General features: G+C 42.4%; 10 protein-coding genes and 1 pseudogene. 9 read left to right on the top strand and 2 right to left on the bottom strand.

All coding sequences use genetic code 11. The features are described 5' to 3' along the window. Positions 1 to 67: 67 nt before the first annotated feature. Positions 68 to 766, bottom strand: a complete 699-nt coding sequence (locus V8F51_RS19220; protein WP_337102005.1) for a response regulator transcription factor — start codon at positions 764 to 766, stop codon at positions 68 to 70. Further along, complete coding sequence (locus tag V8F51_RS19225; RefSeq protein WP_337102006.1) at positions 763 to 2,922, bottom strand: sensor histidine kinase; 2,160 nt, start codon at positions 2,920 to 2,922, stop codon at positions 763 to 765. Before V8F51_RS19225 ends, V8F51_RS19220 begins: the two co-directional genes overlap by 4 nt. 166 nt (positions 2,923 to 3,088) lie before the next feature. Between V8F51_RS19225 and V8F51_RS19230 the strand changes: the two genes are divergently transcribed. The 9 genes and pseudogenes from V8F51_RS19230 to V8F51_RS19270 all read left to right on the top strand — a co-directional run bounded on the left by V8F51_RS19230 (position 3,089) and on the right by V8F51_RS19270 (position 17,090). Next, on the top strand, positions 3,089 to 3,313 hold the full coding sequence (locus tag V8F51_RS19230; RefSeq protein ID WP_337102007.1) for a hypothetical protein: 225 nt from the start codon (positions 3,089 to 3,091) through the stop codon (positions 3,311 to 3,313). A gap of 433 nt (positions 3,314 to 3,746) precedes the next feature. Further along, positions 3,747 to 3,869 (top strand): annotated as a pseudogene (locus tag V8F51_RS19235) (diacylglycerol kinase); the annotation flags it as partial. Positions 3,870 to 3,995: 126 nt separating this feature from the next. Then, positions 3,996 to 5,279 (top strand): hypothetical protein, encoded by a 1,284-nt coding sequence (locus tag V8F51_RS19240; protein ID WP_337102008.1) that lies wholly within the window; start codon positions 3,996 to 3,998, stop codon positions 5,277 to 5,279. Continuing rightward, positions 5,276 to 7,261: an McrB family protein gene (locus V8F51_RS19245; RefSeq protein WP_337102009.1), complete on the top strand. Its 1,986-nt coding sequence runs from the start codon at positions 5,276 to 5,278 to the stop codon at positions 7,259 to 7,261. Before V8F51_RS19240 ends, V8F51_RS19245 begins: the two co-directional genes overlap by 4 nt. Beyond that, positions 7,251 to 9,074 carry a hypothetical protein gene (locus V8F51_RS19250; RefSeq protein WP_337102010.1) on the top strand — a complete coding sequence of 608 codons (1,824 nt, stop codon included), beginning with the start codon at positions 7,251 to 7,253 and terminating at the stop codon, positions 9,072 to 9,074. Before V8F51_RS19245 ends, V8F51_RS19250 begins: the two co-directional genes overlap by 11 nt. Positions 9,075 to 9,621: 547 nt before the next feature. After that, complete coding sequence (locus V8F51_RS19255; RefSeq protein WP_337102011.1) at positions 9,622 to 11,487, top strand: DUF2075 domain-containing protein; 1,866 nt, start codon at positions 9,622 to 9,624, stop codon at positions 11,485 to 11,487. Between the two features lie 17 nt (positions 11,488 to 11,504). Beyond that, positions 11,505 to 11,831 carry a nucleoside triphosphate pyrophosphohydrolase gene (locus V8F51_RS19260; RefSeq protein ID WP_337102012.1) on the top strand — a complete coding sequence of 109 codons (327 nt, stop codon included), beginning with the start codon at positions 11,505 to 11,507 and terminating at the stop codon, positions 11,829 to 11,831. Between the two features lie 113 nt (positions 11,832 to 11,944). Then, on the top strand, positions 11,945 to 14,710 hold the full coding sequence (locus V8F51_RS19265) for an MrcB family domain-containing protein (RefSeq protein WP_337102014.1): 2,766 nt from the start codon (positions 11,945 to 11,947) through the stop codon (positions 14,708 to 14,710). Beyond that, entirely contained in the window at positions 14,682 to 17,090 is a 2,409-nt protein-coding gene (locus V8F51_RS19270; RefSeq protein WP_337102015.1) for a restriction endonuclease-like protein, read from the top strand. Before V8F51_RS19265 ends, V8F51_RS19270 begins: the two co-directional genes overlap by 29 nt. The last annotated feature ends 32 nt before the right edge of the window (positions 17,091 to 17,122 follow it).

Below are 17,122 nucleotides of genomic sequence, written 5' to 3' on the forward strand. Positions count from 1 at the left end.
TTCCCAAGTAAAACGGAGGTGGTCTTTCGTGTATGATCGGCAGTCGTGTACACGGCCAACCTTATCGCTATGTTCGCGCTTGCTGGCCAACCAGCATATATCCGGCCCCTCGAATCGTAATGATTCTCTCCGGATTAACAGGATCAGCCTCGATTTTTTTTCGCAAATTACTGATGTGTACGGCGACCGTTCTCGTATCCTCCAGACTCTCCATCCCCCAGATGAGATGGAACAACGTATCGACAGCGACGACGCGGTTAACGTTTTGCGCCAAATAGGACAGCAGACTAAATTCTTTTTTCGATAAAAAGACGGTGTTACTGCCTATGTTGACGGACTGTGCGTAGAAATCCAGCGTCAAACCCGGTAACTCCAGCAGCTGTTCCCTTCTGCTTGTCGACACTCTGCGAAGGTGAGCCTTGATTTTGGCCATGAGTACTCCCGGACTGAACGGCTTGGTCACATAATCGTCGCCTCCATAGGATAATGCGCTGATTTTCACCTCGTCTTCCTCGCGACTGCTCAGAAATACGATCGGCGCATTCGTGTAGCTGCGTGCGTTCCTGCACCAGTCAATGCCGTTTTCATTAGCCAGCAGTACATCCAGTACGATCAAATCCGGTTCGAACGACGCAAGCAGATTCGTAGCTTCCGTCCCGCTGTGGCTATACGAGGATATAAAGCCTTCCCGATCGCAATACGCCTGAACAATCTCGCATATATGGGGATCATCATCGACGATCATAATTTTGTACGTGTCCTTCACGCTGTCACCTTCCTGTCTCTCGAATACAAAGGCAGCGATACATAGAATATCGACCCCGTCTTGCCATCGCTCTCCGCTCGAACCGCCCCTCCATGGGCTTGTACGATTTCCCTGCAAATCGCCAGTCCGAGTCCGCTGCCCTCAACTCCATTCTCCATGCCCGATCGATCATACCTGTAATTGCGATCGAAGATTTGCTCGAGCTGCTCCGGGGGAATGCCCGTGCCGGAGTCTTGTACGCTAATGATCGCACAGCGGGCATCTTGCGCCTCGTCCACTGCAAGTGCAAGACGCACCACCCCGCCGCTAGAGGTGAACTTCATCGCGTTCGACACGAGATTAAACAACGCCTGCTCCAATCTTTGCGCATCTATCTCGACAACCGGCAAGTCAGGGCGTTGATCTTCCGTATTTCCGATATCCAGTATGAAATCCAGCCCTGCGTCACGCACAACCAGCTCATATTGTTCAAAAAAACCGCGTAAGAAGTGAATCGCATGAACCGGCTCCATTCGATACGCGACTTGTCCCGTCTCTAGATGCGACAAGAAGGACAGCTCTTCGATCATACGGTTAATCCTTATCGTGTTATCCCGGATATACTTCAGGTACTGTTCATTTCGTTCCGGCCTAACCATGTCCTTCACAGCCTCGACATAACCGAGCATACTGGACAGCGGCATGCGCAAATCATGCGTAATGTAGGCAAGCAGCTTCTTCCTTCCTTGCTCGGAGTGGAGTAACCGCTCATACGACGCGCGGAGATCTTCGTGAGCGGCGGATAAATCATGCGTGCGCTCCATCACGATCCGCTCCAAATTGGCATTCATTTCGCTCAGCTTGTCATTAGCTTCCTGCAGCTCGCGCGCGATCCGCTCCTCGTTCGTTGCCGCCCTCGTAAATCTTGAAGAAAGCAAAACGATTTGTGCGATCGTAAATACCAACAGACCAAGCGGAGACGTATTTCCGATGACCGACCATTCGTTGTAATATAAAAAATCGTTGATAACCGTAACAAGAGTAACGACCGACACTAACAGGAAGGTCAGCGCTCCCTCCATGCGCCGCACGGCCGCGTGGGCAAGCCCGACCATCAGATAAGCCATGTGCAGAACAACGATCACGCCGATCATCGGCAGCATTTTGGAATAAATGAGTGCAGGGGTCGCCACAACGACTAGACAGAGTGCGCCGGTTGCGATACGGGTGCCAAGACGAAACCATCGCGACACATAATTCGGGAAAATGCATTCAAAATACATGGTGATGATATAACCACTGCTGCAAAGAATCAGATACTCGATCTTAAACTGCAATTCCCATGGAATAGCCGGCCACAGTTGCGTGATCATGAGTTCGCCGACCAGCAAGGATCGGATACCGAACAACACGGTGAACAGGCCGAAATACAAGGGCGCCTTGTCTTTGCGTCGAAGCATGAACAACAGCAGGTGATAAATGCCGATCACCAGCAGGCTGGCGGTGATGAACATATCAGCGGCGATTCTCAGGTGTGTCTTGACCGTTAACGCATCGCTGCCGCCCAGCTCAATATCCTGGGTGATGCCGCCTCGCTTATGATGAAAGTTCGCTACTTGCATAACCAGCTCTACCGTGTCGCTTTCGGGCTGGAAGAATACCAGCTTCGTTGCCAGACGCGGTGTCACGCCACTCTTGTCCGGAGCAACCGTACCGACCTCTGCCAGCAGTTCACCGTTCGCCCATAATTTATACGAATGAAAAATAGCAGGAAGCCGCAATGCAAGTCTCTCATTCCGATCCTGCTTGTTAAGCTCGATGACCAGCCGAAAGGTTGCAAAGCCTTCTCCTTTCAACTCTTGACCATCCAGCGGGTAGCCTAGCCAGGACCCGGGGATGTTGATATACCGATCAGTCTGTCCCCCTTGTTCCATACGGCTCCGAATATCCTCTGGCGAAAGCAGCTCTTGCCAGTAAAACGCCCATTCTCCCTGAAGCTTTCGCGGATTGTTACTAACATGATCCTCCGTTAAATCCAGAATGCCTTCTTCGCTTTTAATCCGAGGGGAGTCCGGTGCAGAGACGAGGGCATAGCTTGCAACCAAACCAACGACAATGACAACAGCTATGCGAAGCAAAATCGTACGAGAACCGAATCGAAGAATATCCCTCATCATGAAGTCGACCCCAATCTACTAGATGCGCTATAAATTAAGTTGATTATTTTAATGATAGCATTATTGGCAGGTTTTATCTCAAGCGCGAGTTTAAAGTTTTCTTTACCTTTGATTAATGGGGTAAACTACAGGGGCTTGTTCGGAAAAGAGGAAGAGCCGGATTGGGATGACGACAGCGTCGAAAATATCGCCAAGCACATTATCCGATTCCAGTCTGAATGAAAAAACCGGAACCGTGAAGGAAGACGGCAGCCTTGTGCTCAAATTGTATTATGACAGAAATGTATATACAGCGAAGTTCGTTGCCATTAATCCGAATACTGAACAATTGGAAGTATATTATCAGAAGAGACCTATCGATATGGCACGGAGTTCAGCATTCCGTCGATAACCTGCTATGAACATTACGAGGTTACCGGATGGATAACAGTAGCTGGAGGCCCAGAGATAGAAAGTATTTACATTCGTTCACTCCCAATGCCTGCACAGGACGTCATCTATTGAATTACGCTTGGCGACTACTCGGATTATGGTGGCGGTGGAGGTTTCCCAGGCTGGCTATTTTGATGAATATTTAAAAGCTCAGTGAAGTCACTAGCTATATTAGACAAAGGGGTTCTCTATTATCTTCGATAATTGGGAAACCTCTTGTTTGTTTAGCGTGATTGGAGAGAGAACTAGCCGAGCTGAACGACGAGCGAAGAAGTTGGTGCAGGACCAGCCGGCGGTTGCTGGACATCCTGCAACCGCCGAAGAGGCGGCATCGAGACGAGCTGCCATGCAACGATCGGCGAAGGCGATACGATAATGGCCGCAGCCGAAGCGGCGGATCGCTCACCGAGTTGACCTACGATGTGTCGAGCAAGCTCAATACAATGGTTGGGAAGCTTATTTATTATTTTATTAAGGGACTGGAGAAAATGACCCGCCTGCGCCCGACCGAACTGCAACAAGGCGAGCGTGCCAATCGGCACACATCCAAAGGACTAATTGATAATATATAGCGCAGATTTTGTCGTTGTATGATAGATACTGCTGTGGTAAATTAAGGAATAGAGTAAGGGGGAGTAAGAATGCATGAGAGCGAATGGATGCCGCGTCTGTTATTAAAATCTGACCTACTTCATATATGCAACATGTTTAATTTATCGATTGACGGGTTTCGAAAAGATAAGCTTTCAACTCGCCCGGTTGAACAATTGCGGGCTGTTGTCACTTCAGCGTTAGTTCAAGGGATCGGTGCAAGAAAAGCGATACGAGGTAAAATTCCGATGCATTTGTTTTACGCTGAAGTAGCTGAAGATGCGAAAGAGCAGATACCTGATAGTTGGAAAAGCTTGCCTTTCGATGAGTTTGCAATGGAACTTGATTGTTCACAGCTTCGAGTATACCAGAAGTTTGCTATTATTTATGAATGGCATAACGACATGTATTTAGATCACTTTGACGCGATCAAAAAAAATGCAGTAGAGAAAAAACCACTCTTTCACGAAATATTTGTTATTAACGAAGAAGAGATGGTGAATAAGGCGATCATGAGGATTAGTAAAGGTCTGCTTTATCCGACGACAGATGAATATACCGGGTTTATAGGATCAATTGGAGCAAGTGAAAAGTGGGAAGCAATAAAGGTGAGGCTTGAAGAAAAAGAAAACGAAAGGTCGAAACTGAACTACATTGCTTCGCTTGATTCGTTTGAGCAATTTCTTGCCGTTATAGCAATGCTACCGGAACAAGAGCGATTCCAGCAAATTGCATTTACTATGTATGTAAAAGAGAAAGAGAACCTAATCACGGAAGCGTTTACGCAAACAAAAATTGAGATGGCTGCGACAAACGAACAATGTTCACGACTAATGATCGAACTTGAAGAAGCAAAGAAAAACTTACAAGGTGAGATAGTGCGCCTTACTGATACAATCGTAATGACGGACAAGGCTTTAAAAAATAGCAAAACTGAATTACAAATTATACAGAATGAACGAGAAAACGAGAGAAAAAAACGAATACATACGGAAAAGATTAATGAATTGTTTGAGGAATTGGTTCCTCCATCAAAAAATGCGATTATCGTTACAGATAGCCCGGACCTGCGAATCAAAGAAATTTTTCGAAATTCCATTATTTCAAAAAAAGATTTGCTAAAAGAGAAACAAAATGGAACCATTGCAATACTTAAAAATAAAGTTTGGTTTATTGATCGGCAATCCTTTAAGAATACACAGGACTGGTTAACTATTAAAAATTTTCTTAACGAAAACGAGTTTTACTTCGAAGAGTATAACGATTATATAGAACTTCTGAAACAATACATACAAGTTATTGAAAAGGATATGACGGAGGAATATATGCTATGAGTTCAATTGAAATAAACGAAAAAGTAAAACGAGAGATCAGTAGTTGTTATATATTAGGTCGATTGGCAGACGAATCAGATCCAGAAAGAATACCAGCATTAGGTAGGGAACGAAGAGCAGTTTCTATTAGCCAGCGAAACGAAAATAATGTTGTATTTTATTTGCAGGCAGTTAGCGACGAACCGAAATTGCTAAAGGATGATTTGGGCAAAAGTCCAAAGGAATGCTATGTGTCTTTTGATGATTTTAACAGCCGTTACCTACAGAGTATCAAATACTATGAACAAGCAGACAAGGTGCAATTTTTACGTGAACATTTGGAAGGGAAATTGATTCTATTCAAGCCAAAATTAAACTTTAGAAACGATCCTGTACACAAATTTCATTATAATTTTGAAATTGTTTTAGTGTCCGATGATAAAAATGAAGCAAATGATTATGTGGTAATCCCTCAGGTGAAAAAAGGTGTTCCTGCTGCAAGATTTGAAAGGTCGCTTCTAGATAAAGCACCAGTGCAGTTGCCTGATTACCCCATCTATATGGAAATACCTGAATTCATACTATGCGATGGATACTTATACTTTATACCTGAGCAAGATGTTTTGGTCACAGGCAATAACAACAATCTATATTACGCAATGAAACCTCAATCCGTTAAGAGATTGTCTGTTAGTGAGATTGAAAATTTTTGGGATCACATTAAGTGTGCATACCGAGAACTTGGATTTATAACGGCGAAATATGCTAGTGATCTTCGGGACTTGTTTGATCAGCGTGGAAGCAGCATTATTCAAGAAGAGGCCTCGCATCCGAAAAAAGAAGAAAAGAAAGATCGAACAGCGTCGAAGCCACTACGCACATTATCCGAGGCAGATTTTATTGCGAGGCTTAAGCATTACTCAGCAGAAGAAGGTCTGGTATATCAGGAAGAAGAAGCACTTGTGAACTTTCATACAGCATTAAAAACAGAGAATATTGCTGTCCTTGGCGGGATGAGTGGAACAGGTAAGACGCAACTCGCACTGCTTTATGCCAAAGCACTAGGGCTTAAAAAAGATGAAAATTTATTGGTTGTTCCGATTTCGCCTTCTTATACAGAACCTTCTGATATCCTTGGCTATTTAAATCATCAGCTGGGTCTGTTCATGGAAAGCGAGACTGGTCTTGTTTCGTTTCTGGAAAGGGCAAGTAATAATAAAAACGAATTGCATATGGTACTTTTTGATGAGATGAATTTGGGTCAAGTTGAGCATTATTTTTCGCCGTTCATCTCGCTCCTTGAAATGCCTAAGGATCAACGAACACTTCGCGTTTTCAGTAAAGATGCAATTTGTCACAATCGGAAACTGCAAAACGGGATCAATATATTTGATAATGTGCTGTTTGTCGGTACCGCAAATTTCGATGAAACAACAAAAGATTTCTCCAACAGGATGCTCGATAGGATGAATGTCATTTTTCTTGAAAAAACAGCGTTTGGACAAGCCATGGGGGAAAAAGAAGAAGGGATCTCTTCTTTTGACATGGAACTTAATGTTAATCGAGATACCTATCGAGACTACTGGGTAAACAATGAATCGCGTCTGGAGGAGAGTGAAATATCCCTTTTAGACCGGCTTCATGAATTAATGCGTGAGTATGATTCTCAAATCGGTGTTAGCTTTCGTATAGCAAAAGGGATAGGTAAATACTTATCCAATATTCCGGAAGTCAGCGAAGGAAACCCTTTTGTAACTAGAAAAACAGCGTTTGATTACCAGATCAAGCAGCGCATTTTAACTAAAATAAGAGGTCATCGGGAACAAATTCAAGAGCTCGTTGGAACCTACGACTTGGACATTAATAAATATCAATGGGGATATATCACTCGTCTGCTTCTAGAAGAGCGTTCCGCCTCCAACGGTGAAGATGATTTTAAAGCATCATTAAGCTTCCTTGAGCAAAAAGCGAAAGAATTGACGAGGAACGGGTATGCTTTATAGTGCAGAATCATTACCTTTTGTTGTAGAGTTTTTTACCGATGATACGCCACAAAATACGAAATCAGTAAAAGAGTTTTGGAATAGAGGCGGTGTGTCGCCAAAATCCATTCGAGATTTTGTACAAGTAAAAGAAAGCGTTCGAATTGGTGTTAGGCTCTATCCAAGAGATGGATTTGTGCTAGACCCCCAGTCAAAGCTTATTATTGAAAGCAGTACTTATAATGATGAAGGAAAACAGGTGGATCTTGCAATCTCAGTATCGCACCAAGGTGATATGAATTACCTTTTTAATCATGAGAAAAATCAGATGTTTCCATGGAGGCTTGGCGTTTATTATCTTGAAGTTCACTATGATGATATCATTTATGCTTCTGCGATACTGGTCTCTCCTATTCATCTTTCGTCAGAACAAGTACAGCATATGCACATGGTCTTAGAGCAAGAGATCGTGGGAATATGTTACGAACTTGTATATACCAGTAAATCAACAGGTAATGAGTATGAACTACTGAATTCAAAAACGTATTATGACTATGTGCTGAGGCTTATGAATGAAAAGGACAGGCTCTATGCTGCGCTTAATTATTTGGAGCGAAACCTTCACTCAGAAGTAAGAACTGAGTATATAATCAACCCATACCAGCGTAAGGTAGATCATAAAAGCTTGCGTTGGAAGGAAATGCGAGCTTCTGCGTTTGATCTTAATAAAAAGAAGACTCTTACCTTAGATCTCCCTGCTAATCGATGGATCAAGCACGTGATTTCATCTTGGAAAACCGAGCTAAATCAAGTCGAGCGGGAGATACATAGCGATTGCAAGAAACAACAGGCAGCGATTCGAAACAATGAGGAAGAAAAAAAACGTAATGAAGAGCGCAAGCGATACTGGCTGAATGAGAGGGAAGTTTCGCAAGAATCAAAAGATTCGATGCGATCCATTACTCTTCGATTGGATGATGAAATACAGAAAGCAGAAAAGCAGTTACTAGTGTTGACACGATGGATAGATCTACTTCAAAATTTACATGGCCGTTTCGGATATGTGCTCTCTTCAACTGGGTTATCAGAATTAAGTAGGGCACAAAGGAAGCCGCAGTTGAAAGATCGAAACTATCGGACTATTTGTGATTTATATGAGCAAAGTAGAAAAACGCTCGTTGGTGAAAACAAGAGCAACCATATCGTCCAAATTCTAAAGCCTACCTGGAAAGTATATGAACAGTTTGTATATTTTCAGGTGGTAGAGATATTGCGGCGGGATGGCTTTTCTATGCGAAATTCTTATACTCTGGATGATTTTAGGGAAATGCCTTCCGGGTTTGGAATAGAGTTAGAAAAAGAGAATTTAATCGTTCATATATGGTATGACAAAATGATCTACATGCGGGGAGATACTTTAACCAGGGATGATCTTTTCTATTCTCCTCGTCTAATCCAGCCTGATATCCGTGTTGATTTATACAGGAAAGAGGAACATTCTTCCGTATTTCTCTCTACGCTTGCAATGGATGCGAAACACCGGAGATACAAAGCGCTTCATAATGACAATTATTCGAGTAACGTATATTCGCAATTATCCAAATACAACACGATATTTTACCGAGGCGAACATACGGCAGTAAGTTATAGACGTCCGGTAGTTGACAGAGTTCTTTGTGTATATTCAAGAGATCGAGAAGCGCCTGTAAAAAAAGAGGAGCACCCATTTACATTTATTCAGCTTTTCCCAGAGATAGATCAAGACCAAATCACTGGATTCTCAGAATTAATGGGTGAGATATCCGAATGGATTGAACAAAGCAAGGACAATTAATTTTAATTTTTTAATTCTAGATTTTAATAAATTGACCCAACACCAAATCATTAATATGGTGTTGGATCTGTTCGATATTTGTAATGATATGCACTGCGGTGATTTTCAAAAAAATGATCGTTTTGAATAGAAAGATATTAAAATTTTTTAAAACGAGAGGGCTGCGGCTGCAGCCTTCTTTTTAGTAGATAAATTCAATATCGCAAACCCTAAATGTACATTCGAAGAAGAGATGATTTCGTATTGCTGAACAGGATATAGATTCCTCCTGTTGCTTAAATCGTTTTGGACGCATACATCAATGGCCGTGTCGTATCCAATGTGAAGTCAATTGCAGTTATTGAATCCTCTGAGCGAGACAGTGTTGATTTGCAGCTAGAAAAGTGATTATACCAAGAGCCGAATGGATATCAGTCAACTTCCCGACATCCGTTCGGCTCTTTTTCAATAGAGGGCAATTCCTCAAAGACCAATCTCTGTCTATGAGAAGGACCTTTATATTAAATTGTCGAATTATACCATTACACTTAGATTAAGAAGGTGCCCAATGATTGTATACAGCAGTTCTGTTGCCGACTTTAAAGAGGCAGTGGATGATAATAAAATAGCTGTTAATATAGAAACCGCATTTATCGAAAAGTTAGGAAAGCGTCCTTCCGTTTCGGAATGGCGCTCTTGGAACAATTCCATGCAGTTCATGGAGCGGATTATTCGCAACTCGAAAGTAGCCGACGACTGCGGGGTCATGATCGAATACAATATTCCGGCTACAAGCAAACGGATTGATTTTATCATCGCAGGTCGGGATGACAAGCAGAACCGAAATTTCATTATTGTGGAGCTTAAGCAGTGGGAAGAAGCTTGGTCGACGGAAAAAGAAGATATCGTCAAAACATCGATTAACGGCGGTGTGAGAGAAACCACGCATCCGTCCTATCAAGCATGGTCCTATAGACAATTCATCGTCGACATGAATACCGCCGTTTATAACCAAGATGTCACAGCGCACTCCGTGGCTTTTCTGCATAATTATCGCGAAAAAAATCCGGAACCGCTCAAATCGGAGCAATATGAGAAAACGATCGCGGAGGCACCTCTATTCTTATCCCATGAAACGAAGAAGCTGCAAGAGTTCATTTTCAAATATGTTGGTAAGGGCAAAGGAATGCAGCTCTTATATGAAATAGAGAACGGGAAAATTACTCCTTCTAAGTCGTTGGTAGATCACATCAATGCTTTGTTCGAGGGGAATTCGGATTTTGTCCTGCTCGACGAGCAGAAAGTTGCCTATGAAACAATCGTGGCACTAGCTAAGAAACAGGATAAAAAAAGGACAATCATCATCAAAGGTGGCCCTGGTACAGGGAAATCCGTCATATCAATGAATGCGCTTGGTGGCTTGCTACGTCATAGCTTGAATACCAAATTCGTTGCGCCTAACTCTTCTTTTCGGAATGTAATGGTAGAGATGCTGACGAAACAAAGCTCTAGATCGAAGATGAGAACGAAGAGCTTATTTATGGGGTCAGGAAGCTTTGTTGAGACAGCGTCCGATCAATTCGATGTCCTTATTGTAGATGAAGCGCATCGCTTGAAGGGTAAAGGCGCCTATATGTATATGGGACAAAACCAGATTGAAGATATTGTAAAAAGCGCAAAAACGAGCGTATTCTTTATTGATGATATTCAGAGGATTCGTCCAGACGATATTGGTACGGTAGCGGAAGTTAAAAGAATTGCCAAGGAGCTTGGTTCAGAAATCCATGAATACTCGTTACACGCTCAATTCAGGTGCGCGGGTGCAGAAGGTTACTTAAATTGGGTTGATGATGTTCTAGGCATACAGAACACAGGTAATTTTAATGGGTGGGATAAGGAGTTTTTTGACTTCAGGATTGTTGACACGCCACATCGTTTGTACGATCTGATTAAAGATAAACAAGAAAATGGACACAAAGCACGCCTATTAGCCGGGTATGCATGGAGTTGGACACCACCAAAGCAAGGTAACGCGAATGGACAAATTGAGGATGTAATATTGGAGGAGCATGACTTTAGAATGCCATGGAACGGCTATGCAATTCGCGAGTCATGGGCGATCCACCCCGATGGCATCAATCAGGTCGGCTGCGTTCATACGACACAAGGACTGGAGTTTGATTATGTCGGCGTCATCATCGGGAACGACCTGAGGTACGATGCTGCTACAGGTACAATATATTCTGATTACAAAGACTACAAAGACAAAACTGGGAAAAAAGGGCTGAAGGACGATCCAGTCAGGCTTAATTCTCTCATCAAGAACATTTACAAAATCCTGATGTCTAGAGGAATAAAAGGTTGTTACATTTATTGCAGGGACCAAGAGCTTCAAAAATATTTGATGGAGCGATTAGCAAAAACGACGGAATAGAAGGGGTATCAGTCCTTATGACCAATTACAACAAACTTGTCCGAGACCTGATTCCAGAGATCATAACCAAGCAAGAAATGTCTTTCACAACTCGTGTTCTTGAGAAAGATGAATATAAGACGGAGCTGCTTGCGAAGTTGAAAGAGGAAACAAACGAATTCATAGAAGCGCAGAGTGGCAGTGAAGCCTCCGAGGAATTGGCCGACATGCTAGAAGTCATATACGCTCTCGCGGAAACGAATGGAGTTACCGTTCAAGAATTAGAGCAGATCCGTACTAATAAAGCTATGAAGCGTGGTGGATTCAAAGATAGAATCTATCTCATAGAGGTGGTAGATGCCTGATTGGAAGGGGCTATATGATAGCCTAAATAGGCTTTATCATTAATATTCCGAGGTTCTTAACGCTTATATTTAGAGGTCACTTATTTGCATCATTAGATCTGGAGGACACAATCATGCCACTTTCCGCCGATTTATCTTCAATATTTAGAAGCAAACAAAAGTCCTATAAAATGGTCCTTGTACTTTCAATAATAGATGAGTATCGAGCCACTCATAATCAAGCAATATCACTCGATGATGTAGCTAAGCGTTTCTTAGCATATTTTCAAAATAACATCGAAGTAGGGAATAAAGTAGACTCCCCTCCGAGTGGTGTAGCTGCAAGCTGGATTGAATTTACGCAGAGTCAAACCAAATCGCTACTCTACACGCCGATTAAAGCACTATCCTCAATACTTGATGAAAGCAACGGAGGAATAACTATCTCGTTTAAGTCAACTATTTGGGATAAGCTAAACGAAGAAACTATGGATGAATTGCAGAGATACGCTCGGGTTGAATTGGATAATTATAATAGTAATTTAGCTGCACCAGTATCACTTAATCAATCACTAACTCAAATTATGAATGGTTACATAAGTGCAAAAACACAGCCATTCTCAAGTCATCAACTCGGTACATTACTCAGACAAACCCTTCCAACAAATTTGAAGAAACTATCCTTCATTGATGATAACTATAAGGTACAAGGTTCTATTGGTCAGGGGAACTGGGCCAATATTCCCTGGCTTGCAGTTCTGGATAAGCGTATTACTGATACCACACAGCATGGTGAATATGTGGTTTATTTGTTTGCCGAGGATATGAGCTCGGTCTATTTGACGTTGGCTCAAGGGGTTACCGTTCCGCTTAAAGATCGTGGCAAGAGAGAGGGGTATCAATACCTTCAACAAAAAGTCCAGGAAATTCGTGAGCTCCTGCCACTTGAAAACATGCAAAAGGATGAACATATTCACCTGACATCTAGTGGTCTGGGACGGGATTACCAAGTGTCTACTATTGCATACTTACGATATGAGCGCAATCATATCCCTGATGAAGAACAACTAATCGCAGATTTGGAAAATATGATGGCCAATTACAAACTTTACGTAGAAAAGATGTCAAATCCGGTATCGCCATCAATTGCAACATTTAAATACACAATGGCTCATCTCTATTTGTCCCAAGGAATCATCGCCTATCTCGGAAAAGAATTTCCGACCTCTATCGCGTTAGATGAATTAACAGCCAATCAATCATCTGTTCTGATTTCGGGAGATGATGTGAAGCACCCAAAAGAGCGGATCCAACATATTGGTCGGGCATTATTGGAGCTCGGTCTTATTCGTATTGATAATGGTCATTATTCTTTTACACCCTTAGGTATCCAATATGCTAACGCCATGGATTCTAATCCATGGAGGCTTAGCTCAGAACAAGTCGAGCTTCTTAGACAGATTCTAGCTGATAACAATAACGATGTGAGCAGTAGCAGCAACCTAATTAAAGCAATAAATATGGCAATAATAATCGCCCGAAACTTAAGTGAATTTTCCTTAGAACAATTTAACGAGAAGTTTATTTCTGAGATGCAATTGCAGGAAGACTGGGGGAAGGTCACCCAAGAGAATAGATCTAGATTCATGCTGAATTGGCTAGAAGAGTTGGCATTCGTTCAGAAACAGGGAGACAAGTACATTATTCAAGGGGATAAGGAGAATGAGACGTTGGATACATTAACTGTTTCTGAACGCATTGAGCACATCAAAGATTATATCGCTCAGAAAGGTTTTCATTATCCAGGATCATTAATCGAGAACCTCTATTTGTCATTTAAAACCAAACCCTTTGTTATTCTCGCCGGTGTTTCAGGAACGGGGAAAACTAAGCTTGTTAAGTTATTCGCAGAGGCTCTAGGTGCCACTAGTCTAAATAAACAGTTCTCACTTATCCCTGTAAGGCCGGATTGGAGCGATCCGTCCGATCTGCTGGGCTACAAAGATTTATCGGGAGCATATCGTCCGGGACAATTGGCAGATGTACTGGTTGAGGCATCAAAATCAGGCAATCGCCATAAATCGTATTTTATATGTCTGGATGAAATGAATTTGGCTAGAGTGGAGCATTATTTCAGCGATATGCTGAGTATTATCGAGACCCAAGAATGGCAAAACGAGCATATTGTAACCTCCCCTTTGATCCATAAGGATTCTCTAAGGCATGAAGATCAATCACTATATGGAAATTTGTCTCTTCCGGATAACGTCTATTTGATTGGAACTGTGAATATGGATGAGACCACGCATCCTTTCAGCAAAAAGGTGCTTGATCGCGCGAATACGATTGAGTTTAATTACATTAATCTAGGTCAGTTTCCAGATGAAGTCGGTTTCTCGAATGTCGCAGGAGCATCTCAAGCAGGTAATTCCTTCTTAAGGAGTGAGTACCTGCAGTTGATTGATGTTTATCAAGATTACAAAGATTTGGTCCAGAAAACAACTGAAAAGCTAGTTAAAATTAACAGTATTCTAGAAGAGATTCATTCCCATGTCGGATTTAGGATTCGGGATGCGGTCTGCTTTTACATGATTTACAATGAACGGTTCCAGTTGTTAAGCGAGGATGCGGCATTTGATTTGCAACTGCTTCAGAAGATTTTGCCTCGTGTTCAAGGAAGTAGCTCTTCTGTAAAACGCGTGTTGTTACAATTGATGCAGGGAGCACTGGGAAAGACTTTACCGATAGCAGAGCTAATGGAAGATTCCTCAGATCTATATATGAAATGGAGTGCAAGCCAGACGGAAGAAGCGGCCAAACATCCGCAAACTGCCCGGAAAATTGCGTTTATGCTGCGGAGGTTAGAGGAAGATGGTTTCACCTCATACTGGCTCTCATAATCCAAGTGTCGAACTTCTACGTGTGGAGACGAGTCTTTTTAATTTGTATATTCAAGGCAAGCCGTTCCATCCAACAGTGGAGTCGTTACAATTACATAGAACAAGTGAGGAGAAATGGGTGGCTGCCGGGTTACAGGTATCCTCTCTTTCATCATCCCTAACTATTGAGAGCATTTCTGTATTTAATCCGGAGCTAAGAGAGCTATCAAACTGGCAAACTGGAGATCAGAGTTTTCCTATCTTTTTTGAAACACAAAGTTACGAGTTGGTGATCGAGAAAAAAGAAGATATGGCATTATCCTTTCACCATGATAATGTCTATCTTCGGCAGGCCGTTAAACCATTAGGGAAAATGATTATTTCCGGTTTGTTGAATTTTCAAAACGAAGTTGGACTCACAGAGCTGGAGCTTCGTTTAAATGGGCTGTCCATATTTCAATTGCAACTTGAAGTTTTTCCTTCAAAGATCGATTATAAGCAGGACTATCAAATGATTCTTTCCGATGTGAATCAACAAATCTATAATCTGTCCTTTGATTTCTTGAGGAAGACTTACAATCTCACTGGGTTAAAGGAAACACGCAACCAAAGCTTAACCGAGTTTTTTACTATTCTTCAGCATGTGTTCGATCAACTGGTCCATGCTGTGGAGCGAATCCAAACTGCACCTCATTCTAAGCTTGAGCACGAGAAGCAGGTAGTGGAAGCAGCACGGGTGAAGAAAGCCGGCAGGGAGAATATAGCCTACCTAACCAAGCGGCCACAGCTCCTTGTGCAGGATGAAAAGCTCGGGTTTATTCCATTGAACAATAAGCAGTTTTATCCAAGTCATGTGCTTGAGACGAAACGTCAGGTCAATTACGACACGATGGAAAATCGGCTTGTCCGATGGGTACTGCTACGTATTTCCAAGAAACTAAAAGATTTAAAAGTTCGTCTAACCGAAAAAAATCGTCTCCAAGATCCGCTATTGGCTAAACGCCTGAATTCTATGCAAACGCAATTGCAACGACTTATGAGATTGGATTTCTTGAATGTCGGGGAGATGAGACAACTTTCGGTATCCCTTGTGTTACAGATGGCTCCGGGGTATCGAGAGGTCTATCGAAATTATTTAATGTTGATGAAAGGCTTGTCCATTCAAAGTGATTTGTTCCGTTTATCTATGAAAGACTTAGCTCAATTGTATGAATATTGGTGCTTCCTTAAGATCCATGATCTCCTCGGTCGGAAATATGAGTTGTTGAAGCAAGACATCATTAAGGTAAACCGAACAGGAGTATTCGTGACATTGGATAAGTCACAGCAGGCAAGGATGGTTTATCGAAATCCAAAGAACGGTGAGATATTCACCCTTTACTATAATGCATTACCGAAGGGCGATCATAGCGAGACATTGGGGCAGAAGCCGGATAATGTCCTTACGCTTAGAAAAAATGATTCCGCAGCCGAATATAAATATATATTCGATGCTAAGTATCGTCTGAATCCGGCTTACGAGGGTACGCCTTATTACAATAAGTACAAGATACCGGGTCCAGAGGAAGATGATATTAACACGATGCATCGCTACCGAGATGCGATTGTATATACCGACGCGCAGAGTCGTGAACTCGAACGAAGTATGTTTGGTGCATACGTGTTGTTTCCTCATCATAATGAGGAACAATTCCGAGAACATCGGTTTTATAAGAGTATTGAGATGATTAACGTTGGCGCATTCCCATTTTTGCCTAACTCCACGAAACTCATGGAGGATTTCTTAGATGAAATTATTATGGATAGCCCAGAAAAGGCTTATGAACGCTCGACTCGTCCGAGGGGAACGAAGGAATATTATCGGAATAAACTTATAGGGAAAAATATGTTGGTTGGGTCGCTCAGAGAAGTGTCACAGCTTGAAGATGCGCTGAAATACGGATATTATCACGTTCCGTTGGAGAACATCTCCGATCATACCCTATTAACACAGCTAGAATATGTAGCCCTCTATCAGTCACGAAATCAGTTTCTTGCTCGAGGAGACGTAGGTGTGAACTGGTACGGCAAAGTGGTTAATTGGCGGGTCCTGAAACGAAAGGAAATATTGGAACGGCCTGCTCGAAGGGGAACAGAGGAAAAGTTGTATGTGAAGTTCACAGTAGAGAGTTGGGTCAAACGCGAGCAACCCATTGCCCCTGGAGGCAGGGGAATATACTCATTACTGTACACATCCAAATATATATTTGATCGAGCACTAGAAATTGCCGAGCTTAAGCTAGAATCGGATGAAGATCTAACAGCATGGCGTGAGCAGAGGCGACAAGGCGCCGTTAAAGTGGAGTTAGATCATGAACAAGTGGATTTGGCGACGGTTATGGGGGTTCGTTTAAGGGATTAAAAATATATTAACTTGGAGGAAATATCATGGCA

The organism is Paenibacillus sp. YIM B09110 (genome assembly GCF_037167145.1).
Lineage (GTDB): Bacteria > Bacillota > Bacilli > Paenibacillales > Paenibacillaceae > Pristimantibacillus.

Excerpts from the sequence above, each read along its gene's own strand:
- V8F51_RS19230 (WP_337102007.1), top strand. The coding sequence starts at position 3,089 with ATGACGACAGCGTCGAAAATATCGCCAAGCACATTATCCGATTCCAGT.
- V8F51_RS19240 (WP_337102008.1), top strand. The coding sequence starts at position 3,996 with ATGCATGAGAGCGAATGGATGCCGCGTCTGTTATTAAAATCTGACCTA.
- V8F51_RS19245 (WP_337102009.1), top strand. The coding sequence starts at position 5,276 with ATGAGTTCAATTGAAATAAACGAAAAAGTAAAACGAGAGATCAGTAGT.
- V8F51_RS19270 (WP_337102015.1), top strand. The coding sequence starts at position 14,682 with ATGGTTTCACCTCATACTGGCTCTCATAATCCAAGTGTCGAACTTCTA.
- V8F51_RS19260 (WP_337102012.1), top strand. The coding sequence starts at position 11,505 with ATGACCAATTACAACAAACTTGTCCGAGACCTGATTCCAGAGATCATA.
- V8F51_RS19225 (WP_337102006.1), bottom strand. The coding sequence starts at position 2,922 with ATGATGAGGGATATTCTTCGATTCGGTTCTCGTACGATTTTGCTTCGC.
- V8F51_RS19265 (WP_337102014.1), top strand. The coding sequence starts at position 11,945 with ATGCCACTTTCCGCCGATTTATCTTCAATATTTAGAAGCAAACAAAAG.
- V8F51_RS19255 (WP_337102011.1), top strand. The coding sequence starts at position 9,622 with ATGATTGTATACAGCAGTTCTGTTGCCGACTTTAAAGAGGCAGTGGAT.
- V8F51_RS19250 (WP_337102010.1), top strand. The coding sequence starts at position 7,251 with ATGCTTTATAGTGCAGAATCATTACCTTTTGTTGTAGAGTTTTTTACC.